This is a genomic window from Shewanella sp. (assembly GCF_013214165.1).
Lineage (GTDB): Bacteria > Pseudomonadota > Gammaproteobacteria > Enterobacterales > Shewanellaceae > Shewanella.
Window position 1 is genome coordinate 22576 of the sequence record NZ_JABSSM010000004.1, and the last position, 21334, is coordinate 43909.

At 46.5% G+C, this 21334-nt stretch carries 20 protein-coding genes; 8 read left to right on the plus strand and 12 right to left on the minus strand.

Annotation, left to right across the window (positions count from 1 at the left end):
* From HRU42_RS01975 to HRU42_RS02000, 6 genes are all read right to left on the minus strand, one after another.
* Entirely contained in the window at positions 1-216 is a 216-nt protein-coding gene (locus HRU42_RS01975) for a DUF2835 domain-containing protein (protein WP_295028534.1), read from the minus strand.
* An 83-nt stretch (positions 217-299) separates the two neighbouring features.
* Positions 300-2864 carry an aminopeptidase N gene (gene pepN / locus HRU42_RS01980; RefSeq protein WP_295028536.1) on the minus strand — a complete coding sequence of 855 codons (2565 nt, stop codon included), beginning with the start codon at positions 2862-2864 and terminating at the stop codon, positions 300-302.
* 99 nt (positions 2865-2963) lie between these two features.
* Complete coding sequence (prc, locus tag HRU42_RS01985; RefSeq protein ID WP_295028538.1) at positions 2964-5048, minus strand: carboxy terminal-processing peptidase; 2085 nt, start codon at positions 5046-5048, stop codon at positions 2964-2966.
* A 24-nt stretch (positions 5049-5072) separates the two neighbouring features.
* Positions 5073-5705 (minus strand): RNA chaperone ProQ, encoded by a 633-nt coding sequence (gene proQ / locus HRU42_RS01990; protein ID WP_295028729.1) that lies wholly within the window; start codon positions 5703-5705, stop codon positions 5073-5075.
* A 277-nt stretch (positions 5706-5982) separates the two neighbouring features.
* Positions 5983-6441 (minus strand): GAF domain-containing protein, encoded by a 459-nt coding sequence (locus HRU42_RS01995; RefSeq protein WP_295028540.1) that lies wholly within the window; start codon positions 6439-6441, stop codon positions 5983-5985.
* A gap of 17 nt (positions 6442-6458) precedes the next feature.
* Positions 6459-6764 carry a YebG family protein gene (locus HRU42_RS02000; RefSeq protein ID WP_295028542.1) on the minus strand — a complete coding sequence of 102 codons (306 nt, stop codon included), beginning with the start codon at positions 6762-6764 and terminating at the stop codon, positions 6459-6461.
* A 212-nt stretch (positions 6765-6976) separates the two neighbouring features.
* Between HRU42_RS02000 and HRU42_RS02005 the strand changes: the two genes are divergently transcribed.
* The 3 genes from HRU42_RS02005 to HRU42_RS02015 are packed head-to-tail and all read left to right on the plus strand — an operon-like array spanning position 6977 to position 10863.
* A complete protein-coding gene (locus HRU42_RS02005; RefSeq protein ID WP_295028545.1) occupies positions 6977-7615 on the plus strand; it encodes a paraquat-inducible protein A in 639 nt (212 codons plus the stop codon).
* Complete coding sequence (locus HRU42_RS02010) at positions 7608-8267, plus strand: paraquat-inducible protein A (RefSeq protein WP_295028546.1); 660 nt, start codon at positions 7608-7610, stop codon at positions 8265-8267. Before HRU42_RS02005 ends, HRU42_RS02010 begins: the two co-directional genes overlap by 8 nt.
* Positions 8236-10863 (plus strand): MlaD family protein, encoded by a 2628-nt coding sequence (locus HRU42_RS02015; RefSeq protein ID WP_295028548.1) that lies wholly within the window; start codon positions 8236-8238, stop codon positions 10861-10863. The genes HRU42_RS02010 and HRU42_RS02015 overlap by 32 nt, the downstream gene beginning before the upstream one ends.
* Before the next feature lie 74 nt (positions 10864-10937).
* On the opposite strand, the gene HRU42_RS02020 is transcribed toward HRU42_RS02015, so the two are convergent.
* Genes HRU42_RS02020 through pdsO form a run of 3 tightly spaced genes read right to left on the minus strand, consistent with a single transcriptional unit; the run spans position 10938 to position 12559 of the window.
* Positions 10938-11213, minus strand: a complete 276-nt coding sequence (locus tag HRU42_RS02020; RefSeq protein WP_295028741.1) for a hypothetical protein — start codon at positions 11211-11213, stop codon at positions 10938-10940.
* Positions 11185-11793 (minus strand): LPXTG cell wall anchor domain-containing protein, encoded by a 609-nt coding sequence (locus HRU42_RS02025; protein WP_295028550.1) that lies wholly within the window; start codon positions 11791-11793, stop codon positions 11185-11187. Before HRU42_RS02025 ends, HRU42_RS02020 begins: the two co-directional genes overlap by 29 nt.
* Positions 11794-11821: 28 nt before the next feature.
* Positions 11822-12559: a sortase-associated OmpA-like protein PdsO gene (pdsO, locus tag HRU42_RS02030; RefSeq protein WP_295028552.1), complete on the minus strand. Its 738-nt coding sequence runs from the start codon at positions 12557-12559 to the stop codon at positions 11822-11824.
* Positions 12560-12846: 287 nt separating this feature from the next.
* Between pdsO and pdsR the strand changes: the two genes are divergently transcribed.
* The 3 genes from pdsR (at position 12847) to HRU42_RS02045 (ending at position 17307) form a co-directional block, all read left to right on the plus strand.
* Positions 12847-13539: a proteobacterial dedicated sortase system response regulator gene (gene pdsR / locus HRU42_RS02035; protein WP_295028554.1), complete on the plus strand. Its 693-nt coding sequence runs from the start codon at positions 12847-12849 to the stop codon at positions 13537-13539.
* A 199-nt stretch (positions 13540-13738) separates the two neighbouring features.
* The gene (gene pdsS / locus HRU42_RS02040) at positions 13739-15982 is read left to right on the plus strand and encodes a proteobacterial dedicated sortase system histidine kinase (protein WP_295028731.1); all 2244 of its coding nucleotides are present in this window, start codon (positions 13739-13741) and stop codon (positions 15980-15982) included.
* A gap of 146 nt (positions 15983-16128) precedes the next feature.
* The gene (locus tag HRU42_RS02045; RefSeq protein ID WP_295028556.1) at positions 16129-17307 is read left to right on the plus strand and encodes a cystathionine beta-lyase; all 1179 of its coding nucleotides are present in this window, start codon (positions 16129-16131) and stop codon (positions 17305-17307) included.
* 102 nt (positions 17308-17409) lie between these two features.
* Here the strand turns inward: HRU42_RS02045 and HRU42_RS02050 are convergent, their stop codons facing one another.
* Positions 17410-18051, minus strand: a complete 642-nt coding sequence (locus HRU42_RS02050; RefSeq protein ID WP_295028557.1) for a Type 1 glutamine amidotransferase-like domain-containing protein — start codon at positions 18049-18051, stop codon at positions 17410-17412.
* A 243-nt stretch (positions 18052-18294) separates the two neighbouring features.
* On the opposite strand from HRU42_RS02050, the gene HRU42_RS02055 reads away from it, so the two are divergent.
* Entirely contained in the window at positions 18295-19473 is a 1179-nt protein-coding gene (locus HRU42_RS02055) for a serine hydrolase (RefSeq protein WP_295028559.1), read from the plus strand.
* 88 nt (positions 19474-19561) lie between these two features.
* Here the strand turns inward: HRU42_RS02055 and HRU42_RS02060 are convergent, their stop codons facing one another.
* Positions 19562-20314: a Nif3-like dinuclear metal center hexameric protein gene (locus HRU42_RS02060; protein ID WP_295028561.1), complete on the minus strand. Its 753-nt coding sequence runs from the start codon at positions 20312-20314 to the stop codon at positions 19562-19564.
* A 276-nt stretch (positions 20315-20590) separates the two neighbouring features.
* Between HRU42_RS02060 and HRU42_RS02065 the strand changes: the two genes are divergently transcribed.
* The gene (locus tag HRU42_RS02065) at positions 20591-20797 is read left to right on the plus strand and encodes a hypothetical protein (RefSeq protein WP_295028563.1); all 207 of its coding nucleotides are present in this window, start codon (positions 20591-20593) and stop codon (positions 20795-20797) included.
* Positions 20798-20827: 30 nt separating this feature from the next.
* Here HRU42_RS02065 and HRU42_RS02070 read toward each other — a convergent pair whose 3' ends face one another.
* The gene (locus tag HRU42_RS02070; protein ID WP_295028565.1) at positions 20828-21310 is read right to left on the minus strand and encodes a glycine zipper 2TM domain-containing protein; all 483 of its coding nucleotides are present in this window, start codon (positions 21308-21310) and stop codon (positions 20828-20830) included.
* Positions 21311-21334: the final 24 nt, after the last annotated feature.

Below are 21334 nucleotides of genomic sequence, written 5' to 3' on the forward strand. Positions count from 1 at the left end.
TTAAAGTTTACAAAGAGATAACAGCTCTCCTTGAGCGTTTAGTTCCATCTTAAACTGACCCACTATTCCCGAGCGCGTTAAGAAACGGCGAAAGTGTCTGCCATGGATCCACAAGGTTCTACCATGACTGTCATGGACTTCGACCTTATTCGCCTCTCCTCGGTAGAATTGTTGGAAATCGTGATAAGTGATATTGAGTGAAAAATAAAAGATCATAGAGGCTACTACAAGAAATGAGACATAAGCCCCTAGAAACATAAGCTACTAGGGGCTGATATGGTTAACGATAAACAGCAGATTTAGAGGCCAAGAGCCTTGGACACCTTCTCAAATAAGTCTTTGGACAAATCTGGAAGGCCTAAGATGCGCTCGAGGGATGCTTTCATCATAGCCTGTCTGCTTAAATCAAACTTTTTAAATTGAATCAAGGGTGTAATGATACGAGCAGCAACCTGAGGGTTCACCTTATTAAGCTTGATGATCGCATCGGTCAGAAAATCGTAGCCCTTGCCTTCTATGTGATGAAATTGCACCAGGTTACCGGCGGCGAAAGCACCGACTAATGATCTGACCCTATTAGGGTTTGAGTAGCTAAAAGACTCATGTTCAGTCAAGGCCATTATGGTGTCCAGACAATTATCATCAGCACAGGTCGCATGTAACGTCAGCCATTTATCCATCACTAATGGCGTCGCTTGCCACTTAGATTCATAATCTGACATCAGCTCAGTTCTGATAGACGATGCCTCACCATTCAAGGCTTGAAGCGCCCCTATACTGTCAGTCATATTCTCCGCCTGACGATACTGCTTCTCGGCGTAATCTTGATATTCATCGGAGACTTTTTGAAGCAGGAGTAAACAGATATTTTTAAGCGCACGAGCTGCGGCATTATCGCGGCCCACCAGTTCTCGATAGCGAGTGAGTAACTCATCTTCACAGGCATTGGCTATCTCTTCGCTCACATAATCTCTCGCCGTCGCTAAAGCATCGAGCTCTACGGAACCGACCTGCTCAATGAGCGCCGACACACTCGGCAAGGTGAAAATTTCTGCGACTAAGGCCAGATCTAAGCGTTCTGAAAGTAGCACACCTCGATAAGCATCGACGACTCTGGGATCCACATGCATGGCTTGATTGAGCTGCAACTTAGCGACATTGTCCCAAATCGACTGGCTTACCAGGGCCACTGATGCTTCCCAACGGGCGACTTCGCTGTTGGCAAACCTCATTAGATGCACCAGTTGCTCGATGGAATAGTCGAAGTCCAATTTAACCGGTGCAGAGAAATTCTGCAGTAAGGATGGCACTGGTTTCTGAGTGATATTATTGAAGACAAACTCTTGGCTTGCCTGTTTAACATCGAGCACTTCACTCAACATAGACTCACCTTGGCTGGATAACAACTCCAAGTCGAAGGGGATATGCAGGGCTTGCTTGTCTTTTTGCTCGGCCGACTCAGGCGTGCTCTGCTTAATCCTTAAGCGGTAACACGCATTGTCCTCATCATAGTCTTCTTCAACCGTCACCACTGGGGTGCCCGACTGACTGTACCACAGCTTAAATTGACCCAGATCTACGCCGCTGGCATCTTGCATTGCGGCAACGAAATCATCACAAGTGACCGCCTGACCATCATGACGCTTAAAATACAACTGCATTCCGGCCTGAAATTTCTGCTCCCCGAGTAAGGTATGCATCATGCGGATCACTTCGGCGCCCTTGTTATACACAGTGACCGTATAAAAGTTATTCATCTCGATGACAGATTCAGGGCGTATTGGATGCGCCATTGGGCCAGAGTCTTCGGCAAACTGCTGATTCTTTATCACCTTAATGGCATGAATACGGTTAACCGCTCTCGAGCCTAGATCTGAACTAAATTCTTGATCTCTGAAGACCGTTAACCCCTCCTTGAGGCTCAATTGGAACCAGTCTCTGCACGTCACCCGGTTGCCTGTCCAGTTGTGGAAATATTCATGTCCCACCACAGCTTCGATGCCGTGGTAATCATCGTCGGTAGCCGAGCTAGTATCGGCTAAGACATACTTAGTATTGAAAACATTGAGCCCCTTATTTTCCATGGCTCCCATGTTGAAAAAATCCACCGCGACGATCATGTAGATATCGAGATCATACTCGAGATTGAAACGGGACTCATCCCATGCCATGGATTTTTTCAGTGACGCAATAGCATGATGCGCTTTGTTTAAATTGCCTTTGTCGACAAAAACCTGCAACTTGACGGCTTTATTGCTACGGGTAATAAACTCATCTTCCAATAAGTCAAAATCACCGGCAACCAGGGCAAACAAGTAAGCAGGCTTAGGAAAAGGATCATGCCACTTGGCAAAGTGACGCCCGTCAGCCAGAGAGCCTGTTTCGATTGGATTACCATTGCTTAACAGATAAGGGAAAGCGGCCTTATCTGCTTCTATACGCACCGTATAGATGGCCAACACATCGGGTCTATCGAGGAAATAGGTGATGCGTCTGAAGCCTTCGGCCTCACACTGAGTACAATATGCCCCATCCGACATATACAGGCCTTCTAGGCTCAAATTTGCTTCCGGGTCTAGCTGAGTCACTATCTCGAGTTCAAACTCATCGAGCCGTGTATCTATACTCAGGCTGGTTAATCCTTGCTTGTAACTGACACTTTCTCCATTGAGCCTCACCGATAAGACGTTCATCTCATCTCCATCGAGGACCAGGCTTGTCGCTTGTTGGTCTCGTCTAACCACCTTGCTAGTAGCGATCACTTGGGTGTCTTTGCCAGCTAAGTTAACGCTCAAGTCCAGATGAGTGATGGTAAATGTCGGTGCGGCGTAGTCTTTTAGGTATTTTGCTTGTGCTTGTGTCATAAACAGACCTTAAATCCTTTTCAACGCTTATGTGGCCATAAGCTGAATAATAAATATAAAAAAACGCGCTAGAAGCGCGTTTTTAAAAATCATATCAATCTAGTTTGATTCGTTCTTGGCAAGCCTTTCACTGTCGACTAGGTCTAAGGTGATATAGACCGTTTCATCGAGGAAGGCATCTGGGATGTTAACTTCTTCCTCATCAGACTCAGCCTCTTTATCATCGCTAGTCGTTTCATCGTCATCATCCAATGTTGTGACGATTTCTAGACCTTGTTTAACCCGACGTTCATTGAGTCTTACGAGCTGCTTCTTTTCATTGCTTTCGCGCTCATCAACACGCTCGCTCTCGACTAATGACACTGTGGTTTCATTGTGCTGCAGCTTAAACTCGGCGATGTCTTGGTTAATATAACCGAACTCTACATCGCTGTTGATACGCTCCTGGTGTTTAGAATCTAAACGTGTGATCAGGTTAGGGTTGATATCTCCGAGCGTACCATATTGCGCCATAGGCACCTTGTCCCATGGCAGCGCATTCTCTTCTTCGGCCTCACCATATTCACCGGGCTCCAATGCGCTCGGGAAAGAGATATCGGGAGTCACACCTTTGAGTTGGGTACTGCCGCCATTGATACGGTAGAACTTAGCTATGGTGTATTGCACGTGGCCGATAGGTTTCTCATACATGTCATAGATGCGACCTAGGCTCTTGTGTTGCTGCACAGTGCCTTTACCAAAGGTAGATTCACCTACAATTAGCGCACGATCGTAATCTTGCAATGCTGCGGCAAAAATTTCGGAGGCCGATGCACTGTATCTGTCCACCATCACAGTCAAGGGACCGCTATAGCTGGTGCGTCCATCATTGTCTCGATTCTGTGACACCTTGCCGTTGGCATCTCTTATCTGCACCACAGGACCTTGTTCAATAAACAAGCCGGTCAAGAGTGTCGCTTCGGTTAATGCCCCGCCGCCATTGCCTCTAAGGTCGATGATAATACCTTCAACCTGGGCTTCTTTAAGTTTAACCAATTCCTTAGACACATCCTTGGATAGGTTCATATAGAAGCCGGGGATCTGAATGACGCCAACTTTGCGATTGGCGTAGAGGCCATTATCGGGTTCAATCACTTCGGATGTTGCTGCTCTGTCTTCGAGACGGATCTTATCCCTGATGATGACGACTTCGAAAGATTTAGCCGAAGAGCCGCCCTTCTTGGGTAAAATTTGCAGCACGACCTTGCTGCCTTTAGGCCCCTTTATCAGTTCGACCACATCATCTAATCGCCAACCAATAACATCGACGATCTCCTTACCATCTTGACCTACGCCAATGATTTTATCTTCTGGAGATAACTTCTCACTGGTCGCGGCCGGTCCACCAGCCACAAGACTCTTGATAACTGTGTAGTCATCGTCCATTTGCAATACCGCACCGATCCCTTCGAGACTTAGGTTCATCTCCATCTGGAAGCGTTCGGCATTGCGAGGAGAAAGGTAACTCGTGTGTGGCTCGATGGTACGAGAGAAGGCATTCATCACACCTTGGAATACATCTTCACTCTTAGTCTGACTCAAACGTTTGATCGCGTTGTTATAGCGTTTCTCGAGCACAGGGACGATCTCATCCCATGTCTTGCCGGTCAATTTTAAGTTTAATGCATCGTACTTGACACGTTGACGCCAAAGCTCATTCAGCGCCGCCTCATCTTTTGGCCAGACTGCATCTTCACGATCATACTGGTACTCGTCATTAGGGACCGTAAAGTCCATCTCTTTGTCTAATAAGCTGAGTGCGTAAGCAAAGCGTTCGTACCGTCTTTTTTGAACCTGCTCGTACATCTTATAAGCGGAAGTTAAATCACCACTCTTAAGCATGTTATCGAACTGTTTCGAATACACGTTGAAGCTGTCAAGATCGCTCTGAAGCAGCACATTGCGTCGGTAATCGAGCTGTTTTAGATAACGTTTAAACACTTGCTCGGAAAAAGCATCATCTAAATCGAATCTGTGATAATGAGAACGAGTGAAAAGGCCAGTCACGCGCTTGCTCGCAACTTTATGTTGCGGCTCCTGCGTTAAAGCGGGTAACTCGCTGAATGGAATTGTAGGGGTTAACGCCCACGCCGAGAATCCGACAAAAATACTGGCGATTGAGGCCGCCAGGGTAATTTTTCGCATCAACAAGTTACTCCTTTACTAAAATTAAAGCATGATGTGATCGACACTAACTTTTATAGTTAGGCCAGAGTCCAATTGGACTTGAACATCATTTCTCTTAATGTCAACGATAACGCCAGAAACCGGCAACTTACCGAGTTTGACACTAACACGCTGATTTTGTTTCAGCTCATTTAACACTGCTGGCGTCAAATTAACAACAGGCGCAGGCTCTTTCGCTGGCTTTTTAGCCTCTGGTTGAGCTCGTTTAGGCGCAGGTTTCTTGGCTTGCTTAGCCGCTTGGACTTCCTTCCTAGTTGCCGCAGCTTTCGCGACGCGTTTCGCCTTCGCCTTTTCCTGACTCTCTTTAAGGGTCAATTGCGCATGATCGACATGCTCTTGCTCTAACTCACCGCATTCTTTGCCTTCGAGGTCGATTCGCTGAACACCTGCTTTTACGCCCTTCAGATAACGCCAACTACTGGTATAGCGTCTCAAAGCAATTCTCAATTGAGTTTTACTGACTTTAGAATCATCAGCTAACCTTTCAGCCAACTCCTGAAACAATCCAATTTTTAATGGTTTAGTTTCGCCTTCGGCAATAAAGCACAAAGGAAATGTTTCGTATAAATACGCAAGAATTGCGTTGGTGTCGGTCAACTTGTCTGTTGATTCCATTATTTCTTCCACAGTTAAAAAGGGGCACTGATTAGACATACAGTAGACTAAGCAGTGTCGTTTATATTTGTCTTTCGCGGGCTAAATCAGAGAATCCTCAACCGGATTATCCAAACGCAGCGCAAACACGGCAGACATACTTTAGCAATTACAATTCACAAACGCCAAGCATTCATTCCCAAGCAATGAATATCCTCGACGTCCTTAGTATTCGACCGCCTATTATAAACCCCAGTTTGACGATTGCGAACACGAATTGTGAGAAATTGACTATAGTTTAGCCAAATAACGCTTTTTCGAAGCTTAATACTAAGTTTTCTAGGCCAATTTGATCGATTTCATCGAATCGAGCTAGCTTAGGGCTGTCTATATCTAAAACGGCGATGACGCGATTATCCTGAATAATAGGGATAACTATCTCTGAATTAGTCGCCGCATCGCAAGCAATATGGCCTGAAAATTGATGAACATCGGCCACTCTATAGGTTTTTTTCTCTAATGCTGCCGAACCACAGACTCCCTTACCCAGTGATATACGCGTACAGGCAACCCGCCCCTGAAATGGGCCTAACACCAGCTGATCACCCTTGTAAAAATAGAAGCCCACCCAATTAATCCCTTCGAGTGAGTCATTGAGTAAGGCGGAAAAATTGGCCATCGCTGCCACTAAGTCATCTTCGCCCTGAAGAAGCGCTTGTGCTTGACGGTTCAGCGTTTGATAAAATTCAGTTTTCATACAAACTTCCTAACACTTTATTTTTTGGATTCGACATTTTTAGCGTCGGCTTTCTTAGTCTTTTTTTTAATTTCTGTTGCCTCAGTTTTCTGAGGTACCACACCTTTGAGTAAACCGAGTAATAGGTCCTTGTGTTGAGCGAGATAAAAACTCAACTTTTCACAGGTCACTTCATCTATGTCTAATTCTGACTCAACTAAGAAGGGGGTTAGGTTATCGGCAATATCAAGCATCTTATCGTAGGCATCTGCCTCCTTCTTAGATGTGAATGTCATTTTCTCAACCCCCTCTCTGACCACTACAAATTTAGTTATAACCGCCATAACGTCCCTCTCACTGTTTATATATACAGTTGTAGGGTCTCATAAATATAACTTCTTATGCAAGTATTCCGCAAAACCTGATATTATCTGTCTGATTATAGAGTGATATCTATCCGGTTTTTCCGACAAAGCATGACTCGATTGCAAGCAGTTAAGACGAATTAACAATTTCGTCGAACCAAGTATTCACAATAAAGGGTGTGTAAGAAAGGGTGAAATTACTTACGGAACATGAGTGTACAGATACCAGTGTGACCCTGTGTCGTTCTTGTGATCTCATCATAAGGAAGCGAGCCTTGCCTTCGTCTGTTCGTGCCTTATGCCCTCGATGTCATACTGCCATCTATGATACACCTTATTGTTCTTTAAACGGCATGCTGGCCCTGTGCCTAACCGCGCTCATTTTTTTCATCCCGGCAAACTTACTTCCCGTACTCGAGTTACACTTTCTTGGCAGCATCAGGACCACAACCATCTTCGAAGGTGCCATGGCTGTCGCCAATCAAGGTTATTGGGTCGTCGCCATTGCCGTTCTCACCTCGGCTATCATCGCACCTGGTTTACTGCTTTTATCTGTGCTCTCACAAATTTTGATCATCAAGTACCGACTGCAGGTGCCATTCTTTCGGATGATATTGAAGCGCCTGCTTAAATATCATGGTCTGCTCGCACAAGTCTCCATGTTAGAAATTTATATGATCAGTATTTTTGTCTCCGTATTCCAACTCACGGACTATACCGATATCTATCTGGGAATGGGTACCTTCTGTTTCGCCATGTTATTTCTGGTGACCCTATTTTTACAGCGTGAATACCATATTGAACATATGTGGAGTGTATTAGATGACTAGCCCCTCGGAGCTGCCACAGAGAAAACAAGGCAAAGATGTGGGCCTGACACTCTGCCCCTCGTGCCAACAGTTGATGTCCCACAAAGAAACTCATTGTTCTCGGTGTGGCACAACACTCGCCCTGCGTGATTATTCCAGCCTGCAAAAAAGTTGGGCCTTACTGATAACTGCCGCCATTTTATTGATCCCGGCGAATATTTATCCGATCACCATCTTTACCAGTCAGGGACAGACACGTCACGATACTATTTTTACTGGCATCACCCACCTTATCGATCTGGATATCCTGCCGATTGCAGTCATATTATTTACTGCCAGTATCTTGGTTCCCATACTAAAAATTTGTGGCTTGACTTGTTATCTGCTGGCCATCAGTTTTCGTCTGCCCATCTCCAAGAAGCGCTTGATGGTCGGTTTTCATGTTATTGAATGGATAGGTCGATGGTCAATGCTTGATCTATTCGTCATATCTATTACCGCAGCGGTGGTCAATATGGGGCAATTGCTCGATGCAAAGCCTGGACCTGCCGCAACCGCATTTGCTTTAGTGATTTTACTGACCCAGGTTGCCGCTAAAGTACTTGATACTCGTTTACTCTGGGATCGACTGGAATCGAAAGATGACACAAATAGAAACACCAAAAGTAGTTAAGAAGAAGCTTTTTTCGCCTATTTGGCTTTTACCTTTAGTGGCTATAGCCCTGGGGTCCTGGTTAGGAATAAAAAGCATAAGAGAAGCCGGTATCGAAGTGCGTATCCACTTCCCCAGTGCCACTGGGATCGATGTCGGTAAGACCTTAGTACGCTATCAAGGCCTGACCGTGGGTAAAGTCGTCGATATTGGTATTGATGACGAGTTACAAGGCGTCAATGTCGATCTTAAGATGGATTACCGAGCGGATCCCTTCTTAAATGAGCAAACCAAATTCTGGCTAGTCACACCTAAAGCCTCGATCACTGGGGTAGAAGGATTAGATGCCCTCTTTTCGGGTAATTATATTGCGATTCAACCCGGTGGTGGTCAGTCTCAAACCTTCTTCGAAGCCGAGACTGACGCCCCGGCCATGTTGCCGGGAAATGATGGCTTAGTCATTGAATTAACAGCCGATACTCTAGGGTCTTTGGATGTGGGCTCACAGATATTCTATCGACAGATCCCCGTCGGAAAAATCATCAGCTACCAACTCCAAGGCTCTAGTCAAATTTTACTGAGCGCATTTATTAAGCAGCAATACGCTCATCTGGTAAAGACGGACTCTCAATTTTGGAACGTTTCCGGCTTGCATATCAACGCCTCGCTCTCTGGCATAGATATAAAAGCCGAAAGCCTGTCGTCCATTCTTGCCGGAGGCCTCAGTTTTAGCTCTTCGGATGACTCTCAAAGAGCCGAAAACGGACACAGTTACCGCGTCTATGACAGTCAAGCATTGGCCCAAGGTGGCATCGAATTTACTCTGACAGCCACGCAATCGGATGCCGCATCCACTGGCACCGCTATCGTTTTCAGAGGCATAGATATTGGTCGTATCACAGATACGCAACTCACGGAAACCGGTGTAGAGTTCACCGCCAAGATCGATAAAGAATATGCCCAGTTGCTCTCAGGCACGTCTCACTTCTGGCTCGAGGGCGCCGACATATCCTTGTCAGGTATCAAGCATGCGGGGCGATTGATCACAGGTAGTGTCATCAACTTTTCACCAGGAAGCGGTGAGCCTAAACAGCAATACCCTTTATTGGAGATGGCACCGGACCGAGACGCACAGGCTAAATTACTGTTAAGTTTAACCGCCGAGAATAACCCGGGAGTCGGGATCGGGGCCGAAGTACGTTATAAACAATTGCCAATCGGTAAGGTCAATTCCGTCAGCCTTAATCAGGCATTAACTGGCGTAGAATACCAGATAGAGATCTGGCCAGAGTTTACTGACTTAGTCAGTACCAATAGCTATTTCATCCCCGAATCTGCCCTGTCAATTCAGGCATCCCTCGAGGGGATATCGGTGCAAACCCGAGATCTCTCGACCTTGACTAAAGGCGCTATCAGCCTCATCCAGGGCGACAGTAGAAGCGCGGCAAAAAATCATACCCAATTGGCTTTGTTCCTCTCAACAGATGCGGCTGATGATTATTTTGACCGACTAAATCAGTTTACATTATCCCTGAAGAGTACCGATGGTGCCGGTCTGTCGTCGGGATCGCCTGTCTATTATCAAAAAATGCAGATAGGCCAGGTCGACAAGGTTCACTGGAGTTCGGCTAATGAAAACTTCGATGTTAATATCAGCATACAAAAGCAATTCAAACCCTTAGTCAAAACCAATAGCGTTTTTTGGCGAAACAGTGCCGTCACAGTCAATGCGGCTCTCTCGGGCATAGAAATTGATGTTGCCCCTCTGCAGGGAGCCTTAAAAGGCAGTATCACCCTAGGTCTGCTCGACGATGAGGATATAGGCTCGCAAACTCATCTGTATGAATCTAAATCTCTGGCACTGGCTCAGGCAAAACCCATCACGCTCACCTTCCCGGCTGACGTCAAGTTAGCGGCCAAGGCGCCGATACGTTACTTAGGTCACAAGGTAGGCGCTGTCGAACGTGTCACCTTGAATAAAGACCTGATTAGCGTCAGCGTCGATGCCTATCTTTATGGCAATTATGCCCAACATTTTACTCAAGAAGACGCCGAATATTTCCTCGTCGATGCTCAAATATCCCTCGCGGGTATTCAGGCACCTGAAACCTTAATATCCGGCCCCTATATCGGCGTCAAACCTGGGATAAGCACTCAAATCCGTACTCAGTTTATCGGTGAGGTGACTCCAGTGATACAGGCCAAGAAAGACTGGTTACAATTCACGCTCGAAGACACTAGTCTAGGCTCAATTAAAGTCGGTACCCCAATTATTTTTAGGGGCATAAAAATTGGTGCTATCGATGCTTATCAGTTAACCGATACGGGTAATTCGGTACAAATGTTCGCTCATATCGATGGACAATATCGCCACCTGGTCAACCAAACGAGTCAATTCTGGGATCTTTCCGGAGTAAAAGTCGATATAGGACTCTTTTCAGGGGCTAAGATCGAGACCGGATCCTTAGAGACAATACTGGCGGGTGGTGTAGGTGTCGTCACTGAGCAGCAAACCATGACCAATAACATGCTGACATCAGACGCGAGTTTCACCTTACATAAGAAGTTCGAAGCTAGATGGTTAACCTGGGCGCCAGTCCAACTCAGCCAAAAATAACATCACACATTAAGCATTGCCAGCAGGAAACGTCCCCAGCTAAAAGGACCGTCGCGACACTGGCAGCGCTTTCACTATGAGTCTGTACGGACTGCCAGTTTGTAGGGCATTAAGGGGTAACAAGTGATCAGCGTCAGCTGATCATGATAACTTGGCATCAGCACACGAGTGTCATTATCCTCTAAGGTTTGCATCCATGCTTGCTCAATAAGATATTGTGCGAAATACCCCTTAGCCTGCATATATGCGCCTCCTCCCAACAATAACAGTCCGGTTAATGTCACATGCAACAAAGCCCTCTGCGCCAGCCCAGTAACAGGCTCATGCCTCCAGGCCTTTTGCTGACCCATGTCCATCATCGCCATCTTCTCCTCCGGTCTTAATTAACACCTTTGGTCGCCTTTTCTGGGCCGCTAAGTTACGGAGCAAGCTCAAGCCTGCTCCCCTATCGAAGCTAAAGCTTGCCAGATAGGCTAAACCTAAACCCAACAAGATCATGCCCATCATGATGAGTAAACGACTCTCACCTCCGGTCTGAGGCAAGTAGCCCACTGGTGGTTGCCAGCCAAATGATGTGGACTGCACCGCACTGGCATTATTTGATACCACAGACGAAGGCTTTGCAGCAATGACCTCAACCGCCACTAAACTAGTGTGCTGGCTCACCAGATGATATTTGAGCGCCAAGGCTGTCACCTGTTTTTTGGCCTCATTTATCTCTCTTACCTGTCCCTCGATTACTCGAGGCTCACTCTCTCCTTGGCTGTGATAAACAAAACTACTCTGAGTTATCTCAACGCCACTCATGGCCTGAGCCACATTTATCCAACATGCCATCATGATGACTATCCCGGATATGGCCAATTTAAGCCCCCTCCGAAGAGGGGCGTGTAAATTCAAATGATGCTCTAGCCACGAACCTGTTCTCATTTTTATATTCCTTTATCATGAAAACCGATTAATGGTTGGCAGCAATGGCCGTATTTTGTGACACAAACTTAATCGTGACCCTGCGATCGAAGAAGTCATTCTCCAGGCTTTGTTTAGCGGTTATCGGCGCACTGGCACCGTACGCACTAGCCGTTAATCTTTGTTCATTCACCCCCTTGCTCACCAGATAGCTCCTCACCTCGGCAACCCTCTGCTCAGACAAAGCCTGATTGTAGGTCGACTCTCCTCGGCGATCCGCATAGCCAGTCAGATCTAACCTGAGATCAGCAGACATCCCCAGCGCACTCGCCAATTCATCCAGTTGTGGCTGGAAATGTGCTTCTAACAGAGAGGAGCCTGTCTTAAATTGAATATTTAAGCCCAGCTCTAACTCGGTCAATTTCTGCTGCCTGGCCAAATTGAGTTTGGCCAGTTCATCTTGCACCGACTCATACTGAACTGTGATAAGTGCCAGAGACTGATTATCTGCATTGAGTTGGGTAATGGTGGTTTCTTGCTGGCTTAACTTGACCTGTTGAGATTCAATCTCGGTATCATCTCCAACCGACTTACCGATGATGCCGCCGGTAAACGCGCCGATGATCGCACCAATGGGCCCGCCGACGATGGCGCCTAGGACAATTCCCGAACCCACGCCGATCAACTCTTCATGGTGCTCTCTTTGTTTTTCAGTGCCTGATGCATAGCCCATATTCGAAAATGTTAATGAGCTCATCACTAATGCGGCAATCAATTGTTTGTTCATTTTATTCTTCCCTAGTGTCATTAAGTTATCTAAGTGTTCTGTGAACCAAGAGTTCACTTCGATTCGATATGCACATTAAAACCAATAGAGATGGCTTTGACGGGGACAAAAAATGGCATTGCGGGTATCAATTGTGGCAACAAAAAGGCAATCACTTAAGTTGGCTTTTTACCTCGTTGTTTTGCTGTATAGTCAAACTCCAACAGGGTTATCCGGCAATAAAGTAAGCTGCCGACGATTATCAATTAGCTATTGTCACGCTAATCGACTTTAAAAGGTTAAAGGTCATGAAACGTATCGCCATCGTTGAAGATGAAGTCGCCATTCGCGAAAACTATAAAGAAGTATTACAACAGCAAGGCTACAGCGTCCAAGCGTATGCTAATCGCCCTATGGCGATGCAGGCTTTCATGACCCGTCTGCCGGATCTGGCGATCATAGATATCGGACTCGAAGATGAGATTGACGGTGGCTTTACCCTGTGTCAGTCCCTCAGGGCTATGTCGAGCAAGCTGCCCATTATCTTTTTAACCGCCAGAGACAGTGATTTTGATACCGTATGTGGTCTCAGGTTGGGCGCCGACGATTACCTGAGTAAAGATGTCAGCTTTCCACACTTGATTGCCAGACTGGCCGCCCTGTTTCGCCGAGCAGAATTGCAAGGCAAAGAGATATTAGATGAAAACCTGCTGGAACGAGATAAACTGGTCATCGACATCAACCGCATGCAAGTGTATTGGAACAAGGCACATATTGAACTCACCGTCACCGAATTTTGGATGGTGCACGCATTGGCAAAACGCCCGGGGCATGTTAGGAATCGACAAGAATTGATGCAGGAAGCCAAAATCTTTGTCGATGACAGCACCATCACCTCTCATGTGAAACGAATTAGAAAAAAATTTCTCGCCCTCGATCCCAATTTCGACTGCATAGATACCGTTTATGGTATGGGATACCGATGGGATCCTCAGGGCTAAGTGTTCAAAGCCGCTTAACATGTTTAAACCAAGAGTATCGCTTGTGTTATATCGCCTCCAGGACATAAGAGCTAAAGCCTCTATGTATGCTTTCCTCATCGTTAGCGAGACTAAAGACAGCATGCGCAAGCATTGGGCCTGGTTAACAACAACACTGGTCAAGATAACCCCGGCTAGCGTTAATAAAATAGCGAACAGGATGAGCGAACTCTTTTTGCTGTTGAAACACAAATTATCTCAATTTCATCCACCGATAGGCCTGAGATCCAAAGTCGCCATTTTATCTTTGTTTCTCCTTTGCCTGCCCTGGTTAGGCTATCAATATGTATGGGAAATGGAGAAATACCTGAGATACGGTCAGGAAAAAACACTCGAAGGCACCACCCAAGCACTCGCGACGGCACTGCATGAACGCCCTAGCCTGTTTGATATACAGGCCAGTTTTCTTAACCAGGTAGAACAGGGTCGCGATCTCTATGCTTACCCTCTAGCTGGCCCCATTCAACTCGATGGCAAATTGGGTGATTGGGCCTCTTACCGCCACAGGAGTATCCATTATGGTGAAGACCATCTGATCTTTAAACGTTCAGCCGACGCCCCGTTAAACGTCAATTTTAAACATATGGTGGGTAAATACGCTGGGTTTCTGTACGCCTTCTTCGAAGTCACAGACCCCAGTGTGATCTATCGTGGTAGTAACAGCCTCAAGATTGACGTCAATGACCACCTGGCCATAGCCACCTTGGCTCCCGATGGTAAATTCAAGCGCTATATCATCGCCACTCAAAAAGATGGCTGGGTGAGTTCATATAAGCTGCCTGAAAATCCAAAAAAAAGAATGCCTGTCACGCCAGAGCTTAAAATTCAGGGAAAGTGGATCAAGACTGAAGTCGGTTACAATGTTGAAATACGCATGCCCCTGGATATGATAGGTAGCAAACTGGGCTTCGCCATCTATGATGTCAACGATAAGAAGACCCGCATTCTGGACGCCATCGTCGGCACATCTGCCATCGATGATGTAGAAAACTTAGGCACAGTACTGGTTCCTTCTCCTGAAATAGAAAGCATCATCAAAGGGATGAGCCATAACAGTTCGCGAATTTGGGTGGTTGATAAACATGGACGCGTATTGGCCAAGTCTGGTGACATTCGAACCAGCAGTAGTGTCTGGACCCGCACAGTCCAAGACAAACCCGATGACTCATTTTGGGGGAGCTTTAAGCGGAACTACCTGCACCGTTTCTATTATAAGATCTTAACCGCCCCACCAAAAGATTTTATCGACTCCCTACAGGACTCCACCGTGCTCAAAGGAAGTCACATCAAGAATGCACTCGCTGGCAGGCAAGGCTCCACCTGGCGATTAACCCCGGACAATAAAGCCGTCATACTGGCAGCAGCCAGTCCCATCTGGATTGACGATAAGGTCATGGGAGTGGTGATAGCCGAGGAGACCACGCATGGCATCCGTACCCTGCGTAACAAGGCGCTGGAGAAGTTATTTAACATCATCCTCACCATCATGAGCATGGGCACTCTAGCCCTGTTCTTTTTCGCTTCCAGTATATCGAGCAGGATCAGAAAACTCAGGGATGAAACCGAAGAAGCCATAGACAGCCAAGGCCGGATCAGAAAAACCATCCAGGGCTCTGAAGTCAGAGATGAAATCGGCGATCTCTCGAGAAGTTTTGCCAGTATTGTCGGCCGTCTGGGCCAATACACACATTATCTGGAGAATATGTCTTCACGCTTATCTCATGAGCTGAGAACCCCAGTGGCCGTGGTGCGTTCTTCATTGGAGCATCTGAGCCTACAACAATTAGATCCTGACACCCGTAAATACGTCGATCGGGCGGAAGAAGGCGTTAGCAGACTCAATATGATCCTCAATAACATGAGTGAAGCCACACGTCTGGAGGAGAGCTTATCTCAAGCCGAAGTGGACCTATTCCCCCTGTCTAAGGTCATCTCAGGTTGTATGCAAGGTTATCAGCTCACTTATCCAGATAAGGAATTTCTGGTATCAATCATACAAGAACCCTTGACCATGAGTGGCGTGCCCGAGTACATCGCTCAGCTCATGGATAAGCTGATTGCCAATGCGCTAGAATTCAGTACCGACAATACGCCCATCACAGTAACCCTAACGGCTAAGCACAGGCACGCAGAGCTGACCATTGCAAACTTAGGGCCCCTCTTACCCGAAAAAATGGCAGAGCAAATTTTCGAATCTATGGTCTCAGTACGCCAACAAAAAGCCCAAGATAAGCCCCATTTAGGCCTAGGACTCTATATCGCCCGGCTTATCACAGACTTCCACAAAGGCTCTATCGAGGCGAGGGATCTACAGGCTCTAGATAAAAACGCTAGAGCTGGCGCGGATTTAGTCAGCTCAGGCGTAGAGATCTTGGTCTCACTGCCTTATATAAAAGATCAGTGATCATCAAAATCAATAGCATTGAAGTGCGGCTTATCGGTTTTAGTAAACAGATATGAGTAAATGGCACACCCCCTTCTATTTAGCCGTATAGATGTTAAGATGGCTAAATCTATTACTTCTCCTACTCGTTTCTGGAAATATGCCCTATGAAAAAAGAAACCAAGATCATCAGCGTTGGACGTGACAAGAAATGGACTAAGGGGGTGATCAATCCGCCTGTATTTAGAGCATCGACCATGGTCTTCGACACCATGGAAGAGATGCGTTTTGCTAGCAAAAACCGTGCTAACGGCGAGATGTTTTATGGCAGACGTGGTGGCCCAACCCACTTCGCTTTTCAGGCGGCAATCGCCGAACTCGAAGGCGGTAGCGGCACCGCACTCTACCCATCAGGCTCTGCTGCTATCAGCGGCGCCCTGTTATCATTTTTAACCGCTGGCGATCACCTCTTGATGGTCGACACTGCCTATGAGCCAACCCGAGATCTGTGCAACAAGCTGCTCGCAGGTTTTGGCATAGAAACCACCTATTATGATCCCATGATAGGCGCAGGTATCGCAGAACTTATCAGGCCTAACACCAAGGTCTTGTTCCTAGAGTCACCAGGCTCAGTCACCATGGAAATTCAAGATGTGCCTAGCCTGAGCGCAATGGCACATCAGCATGGCCTCATTGTCATGCTGGATAATACTTGGGCCTCACCGATAAATTCGCGCCCTTTCGAGATGGGCGTGGATATATCCATTCAAGCGGCCACTAAATATATTGTGGGTCACTCGGATGTGATGTTAGGCACGGCAACGTCGAACGACACGCACTGGGAGCAACTGAGAGAGAATAGCTATCTAATGGGGCAGTGTACCTCCCCCGATGATGTCTATCTCGCCAGCCGAGGGTTGAGAACCCTGGGCGTACGAATGCAACAGCATGAACAGAACGCGTTAAAAGTGGCAAACTGGTTAGCGACTCGCCCGGAAGTGGATCACTTGAGACACCCGGCATTCGAGACTTGCCCGGGTCATGAGTTTTTCAAACGAGATTTCACTGGCTCCAACGGCCTGTTCTCTTTCGTGTTAAAACAGGGCGACCTCAAGTCTGTTACCGCCTTGGTGGAAAACATGGAACACTTCAAGATGGGTTTCTCATGGGGTGGGTTCGAGAGCCTGATCTTAGGGGTCTTCGGTATCGACAAGATCAGAACCGCCACCAGCTGGGATAGCAGCAAGCCGCTTATCCGGCTGCACGTAGGCCTGGAAAATGCGGATGATTTGATCGCCGATTTAGAAGCAGGATTCGAGCGTTTTAACGCCGAGCTAAACCGCTAACATGCTCGTCAACTAATATATGCTAGAGCCTAAACCGCCACATTGGCGGTTTTTTTATGTCTGTCCAATTTGCTATACAAGCATCGATTATAGACAGATAGGCTAATTAATTACCCAAGGGAATGGCTCACCAAGTTCAACTAGATCTCCATCGATAATGACTAGGCTGGTATCATCGCCACAGAAATATACTCGTGATAAATTAGCTGAGATCGCGGCTAACTCCCTTGCCACGGCCGATGTTTTTTCAGTGAGTGATACATGGGGGACGAAATGAAATGGCGCCAATGATAAGCCGGACAGATCCAATAAGCCCACCAGGTTTGCATCACCACATAAAATCGCGGTATCGATTGAGGGCGTCATGATCATCGCCCCGGCACTGACGCCGATAAGTGCGCCACCATCAGTCACATATTGATTAAGCACTGGGAGTAAATCACGCAATTTAAGCCACTTGAGGAAACGATAGGTATCGCCTCCGGATAAGTGAATCGCATCGCACGCCAATAGCTGCTTCAAACTAGCTTGATTGAAGCCTGACTCCAATTCCAGATAGCAATCGAGTCTATCACCTAACTTATTGTACATGTGTTGACTAGCTATATAGAAATCTCTGCCAGGATCTGGCTCTGAGGCGATATAGCCTATGCGGTTCGAGCTTGAACCCAGTGCATCGAGCACATATTTTATTCCTGCAAGGCCATTTTCGGTATCAGGGTCGCTAACCAAGGCTAACTTCATAATGACTTCCTATCATTAAAAGATAATCCACAATAATCATATGGCCCATGTGTTGCAAGCTTATCTCATTGTTTTTTAATGACATCAACCGAGCCATAATGTCTACTTTTTAAACGGGAAATTCATTAATCGCCATATTTATCCCTTGATTGTTTTTCGTTGGGGTTGTTTATTGCTATCATGATCTGTTATCTGTTATCTGTTATCTTGTTTCTGTAGATTTTATTTTTGGGATTTTTCGTCATGTCCAACTGGTCTTTATCTTTGCTTACTCTCCCCCTCGCCAGCTTACTCTTCTCAGCCACCAGTCTCGCCCAATCTGACTATCAGGCTATTGGTGATAGTTTTAAGTCACAATTTCATGCTCAATTGAAAAAAAACAAGGTGCCTGGCGGCGCTTTCGTTATTGTCGACAATGATCAAATAATCAAGATGAGCGCCTATGGTAAGCGTCAACAAGGCGCGAGCCTCAATATCAACACAGACACAGTATTCAGACTCGCCTCGGTATCAAAAACCTTCGCAGGCACCTTAGCGACCATGCTGGTCCATGAAAATAAGTTTGAGTGGCATGAGCCACTACGAAAATATATGCCAGAGTTTCACCTCGCCGATGCTAAAACAAGCGAGCAAGTTACACTCGGCCACCTCATAGGACAAAGCACTGGGCTGATGCCGAACAGTTATGACAATATTCTCAATGCCAACGGTAAGCTCGAGAAGATCATTCCTAAGTTTAAAAAATTAACCCTTATGTGCTCACCGGGCACGTGTTATAGCTACCAAAATATCGCATTTTCTTTCATCCAACCTGTGATAGAACAACAAACTGGCGACAGCTACGCTAACCTGGTGGAGAAGCGCATCTTTGACCCCCTAGATATGGATACCGCCTCGATAGGTATGGATAGTTTTATGGCAACAGATAATAGAGCCAGTCCGCATATCAAGACACGTTCGGGTTTTAAACGGGTCAAGGTAAATCCTAACTACTATCAAGTCGAGCCCGCCGCTGGGGTTAATGCCAGTATTACCGATCTCTCTAAATGGTTAATGGCTAACCTGGGAAATAACCCTGATGTGTTATCCCCAAGTTTATTAGCGGATATTCAAACCCCGGGAGTCCGCACCAGTAAAGAGTTGCGTCGTCGAGAATGGAACGCTTACCTGAATGATGCTCATTACGGCAAAGGATGGCGGGTCTATGATTTTGAAGGAGAGACAATAATATATCATGCAGGTTGGGTTGCAGGTTATGTCGCCGAAGTCGCCTATTCTCCTCGGCTTAACGTCGGCATGGCCATGTTACTCAATGGCGAGTCGAGAGTAATAGCAAAATTAGGCGCAAGTTTCTGGCACAGCGTCATTCAGCGACAAGCTCAAATCGCCATGAAGAAAGAGACCAGTATTCACGCCAATTAGTACTCAGCATAAACTAAGCGGTCTGTTAGCGACGGCTTAGTTTATTGAGTCCAAGATGGCTCAGCCTTAATCGACTAAGAACTAAGCCTTAAACAGGATTGTCAATGTCGACATACTCATGTTCGATATCAAACTCACGCGCAAGGTGCTCACCTAGGGCCTGGATGCCGTATCTTTCTGTCGCATGATGACCCGCCGCAAAGTAGTGTATACCCAGCTCAAGGGCGCTGTGATAAGTACGCTCCGACACCTCCCCACTGATAAATGCATCGACGCCTAAGCTCGCCGCATCATCGATATAATCCTGAGCCCCGCCGGTACACCAGGCAATGCTCTGTATTTCAGCAGCGGGATCGCCAATATGCAGAGCCTCTCTGTTAAGTATCTCACTGATATGCTTTCCAAAAACACCAGCAGAGACAGGCTTATCGAGACGTCCTTGCCAAATTAACCCCTGAGCAAGCCCTAGGACTGGCTCCGCGTCCGCAATATCTAACCTTCGACCCAACTCGGCATTGTTGCCCAGCATGGGATGTGCATCCAGGGGAAGATGGTAACCAAATAGATTAATATCATGGGTCAATAATGCCTTAATCCGCCTCTGCTTCATGCCTGTTATCACCTCTCTCTCCCCTTTCCAGAAGAATCCGTGGTGCACCAGCAGCGCATCGGCATCGAGTGCGATGGCTTTATCGATCAAGGCCTGACAGGCGGTGACCCCGGTAACGATTTTTTTTATCTCTACTCGCCCCTCAACTTGTAGACCATTAGGCGCATAATCTTTAAACTTACCCGCTTGTAAAAACCCTGCAAGATATTCTGCTAACTCGTTACGTGTCATTGAACCGCCCTTATAAAAATACAGTTTAAGTGTAACTCATGCACAGATCCCGGCACAGATTTAAACCCGCACACACTGCAAAAAACAGTCAGGTGATATTTTAACAAGTGATAACTAACTTGTTTAAAATCAAGTTAGTTATCACTTAGCTGTAAATAAGCCGTAACAACCAGCAACTACGGCGACTTTCGGTGAAAATTGGACATTTTACTGGTTTAGCCTATAAAATCAGCCCAAACCTTCAAGTTAACATTAAAAAATAAATAGGTTATTACTATGTCAGAACTGACCAAAGAAGAGGTTCAAACCAAGACTCGACCGGCTGCAAAAACGGCTAAACCTAAGGCCGCAGCTAACACAAGATCAGCGAAGAACACCAGGGCCGAAGCCGTCACGACTTCACGCTCAAAAGGTGGCAAGACGCCAAAAGAGCTATGGCGTGAAAAACTCGCAGGAAAAGGTCAGTTACCTCGCGGTTTCTAATCTGTATTGTGTAAAAACTACAAGGGTCAATCACATGGCGATATCGACCCTAACGCTTCCTTGAAGATGCACCACCCTCACTTCATCCCCGGCGTTGAATATCATGCCGGTATCGAAATCTTGTATGATCATCACCTGTTGACCATCTTCTTGCTTGATCATCAGCTCGACAAGTTTCAGCTCTTGATAATAGCTGCTGTCTCCATATCTATTGCTCACTCCAGCCCCTATCAAGGCGCCTAAGACTGTTGCGACAGTTTGCCCGCTGCCACCGCCAAATTGATGACCAATAACACCGCCAAGCAAGGCACCGCCGAAGGTTTTCCATCCTTGATTTCTATCTTCTATTAGCTGTTTCTCGGTGATATTTCTCACCGAAACCAGCTCACCATAGAGGACCTTCTCTACCGGAACAGCCTGATCCCTGTGATAGGCAGCCGCGCAATTCAGTGAAAATGTTACCGTCAAAGCCACCAATAAAGAGAGTAATAGATTAAAACTAGGTTTCAACATAGTCATTTTTCCGCTAAATTATAA

Excerpts from the sequence above, each read along its gene's own strand:
- HRU42_RS01975 (WP_295028534.1), bottom strand. The coding sequence starts at position 216 with ATGATCTTTTATTTTTCACTCAATATCACTTATCACGATTTCCAACAA.
- pepN (WP_295028536.1), bottom strand. The coding sequence starts at position 2,864 with ATGACACAAGCACAAGCAAAATACCTAAAAGACTACGCCGCACCGACA.
- prc (WP_295028538.1), bottom strand. The coding sequence starts at position 5,048 with ATGCGAAAAATTACCCTGGCGGCCTCAATCGCCAGTATTTTTGTCGGA.
- proQ (WP_295028729.1), bottom strand. The coding sequence starts at position 5,705 with ATGGAATCAACAGACAAGTTGACCGACACCAACGCAATTCTTGCGTAT.
- HRU42_RS01995 (WP_295028540.1), bottom strand. The coding sequence starts at position 6,441 with ATGAAAACTGAATTTTATCAAACGCTGAACCGTCAAGCACAAGCGCTT.
- HRU42_RS02000 (WP_295028542.1), bottom strand. The coding sequence starts at position 6,764 with ATGGCGGTTATAACTAAATTTGTAGTGGTCAGAGAGGGGGTTGAGAAA.
- HRU42_RS02010 (WP_295028546.1), top strand. The coding sequence starts at position 7,608 with ATGACTAGCCCCTCGGAGCTGCCACAGAGAAAACAAGGCAAAGATGTG.
- HRU42_RS02015 (WP_295028548.1), top strand. The coding sequence starts at position 8,236 with ATGACACAAATAGAAACACCAAAAGTAGTTAAGAAGAAGCTTTTTTCG.
- HRU42_RS02020 (WP_295028741.1), bottom strand. The coding sequence starts at position 11,213 with ATGGGTCAGCAAAAGGCCTGGAGGCATGAGCCTGTTACTGGGCTGGCG.
- HRU42_RS02025 (WP_295028550.1), bottom strand. The coding sequence starts at position 11,793 with ATGAGAACAGGTTCGTGGCTAGAGCATCATTTGAATTTACACGCCCCT.
- pdsO (WP_295028552.1), bottom strand. The coding sequence starts at position 12,559 with ATGAACAAACAATTGATTGCCGCATTAGTGATGAGCTCATTAACATTT.
- pdsR (WP_295028554.1), top strand. The coding sequence starts at position 12,847 with ATGAAACGTATCGCCATCGTTGAAGATGAAGTCGCCATTCGCGAAAAC.
- pdsS (WP_295028731.1), top strand. The coding sequence starts at position 13,739 with ATGAGCGAACTCTTTTTGCTGTTGAAACACAAATTATCTCAATTTCAT.
- HRU42_RS02045 (WP_295028556.1), top strand. The coding sequence starts at position 16,129 with ATGAAAAAAGAAACCAAGATCATCAGCGTTGGACGTGACAAGAAATGG.
- HRU42_RS02050 (WP_295028557.1), bottom strand. The coding sequence starts at position 18,051 with ATGAAGTTAGCCTTGGTTAGCGACCCTGATACCGAAAATGGCCTTGCA.
- HRU42_RS02055 (WP_295028559.1), top strand. The coding sequence starts at position 18,295 with ATGTCCAACTGGTCTTTATCTTTGCTTACTCTCCCCCTCGCCAGCTTA.
- HRU42_RS02060 (WP_295028561.1), bottom strand. The coding sequence starts at position 20,314 with ATGACACGTAACGAGTTAGCAGAATATCTTGCAGGGTTTTTACAAGCG.
- HRU42_RS02065 (WP_295028563.1), top strand. The coding sequence starts at position 20,591 with ATGTCAGAACTGACCAAAGAAGAGGTTCAAACCAAGACTCGACCGGCT.
- HRU42_RS02070 (WP_295028565.1), bottom strand. The coding sequence starts at position 21,310 with ATGTTGAAACCTAGTTTTAATCTATTACTCTCTTTATTGGTGGCTTTG.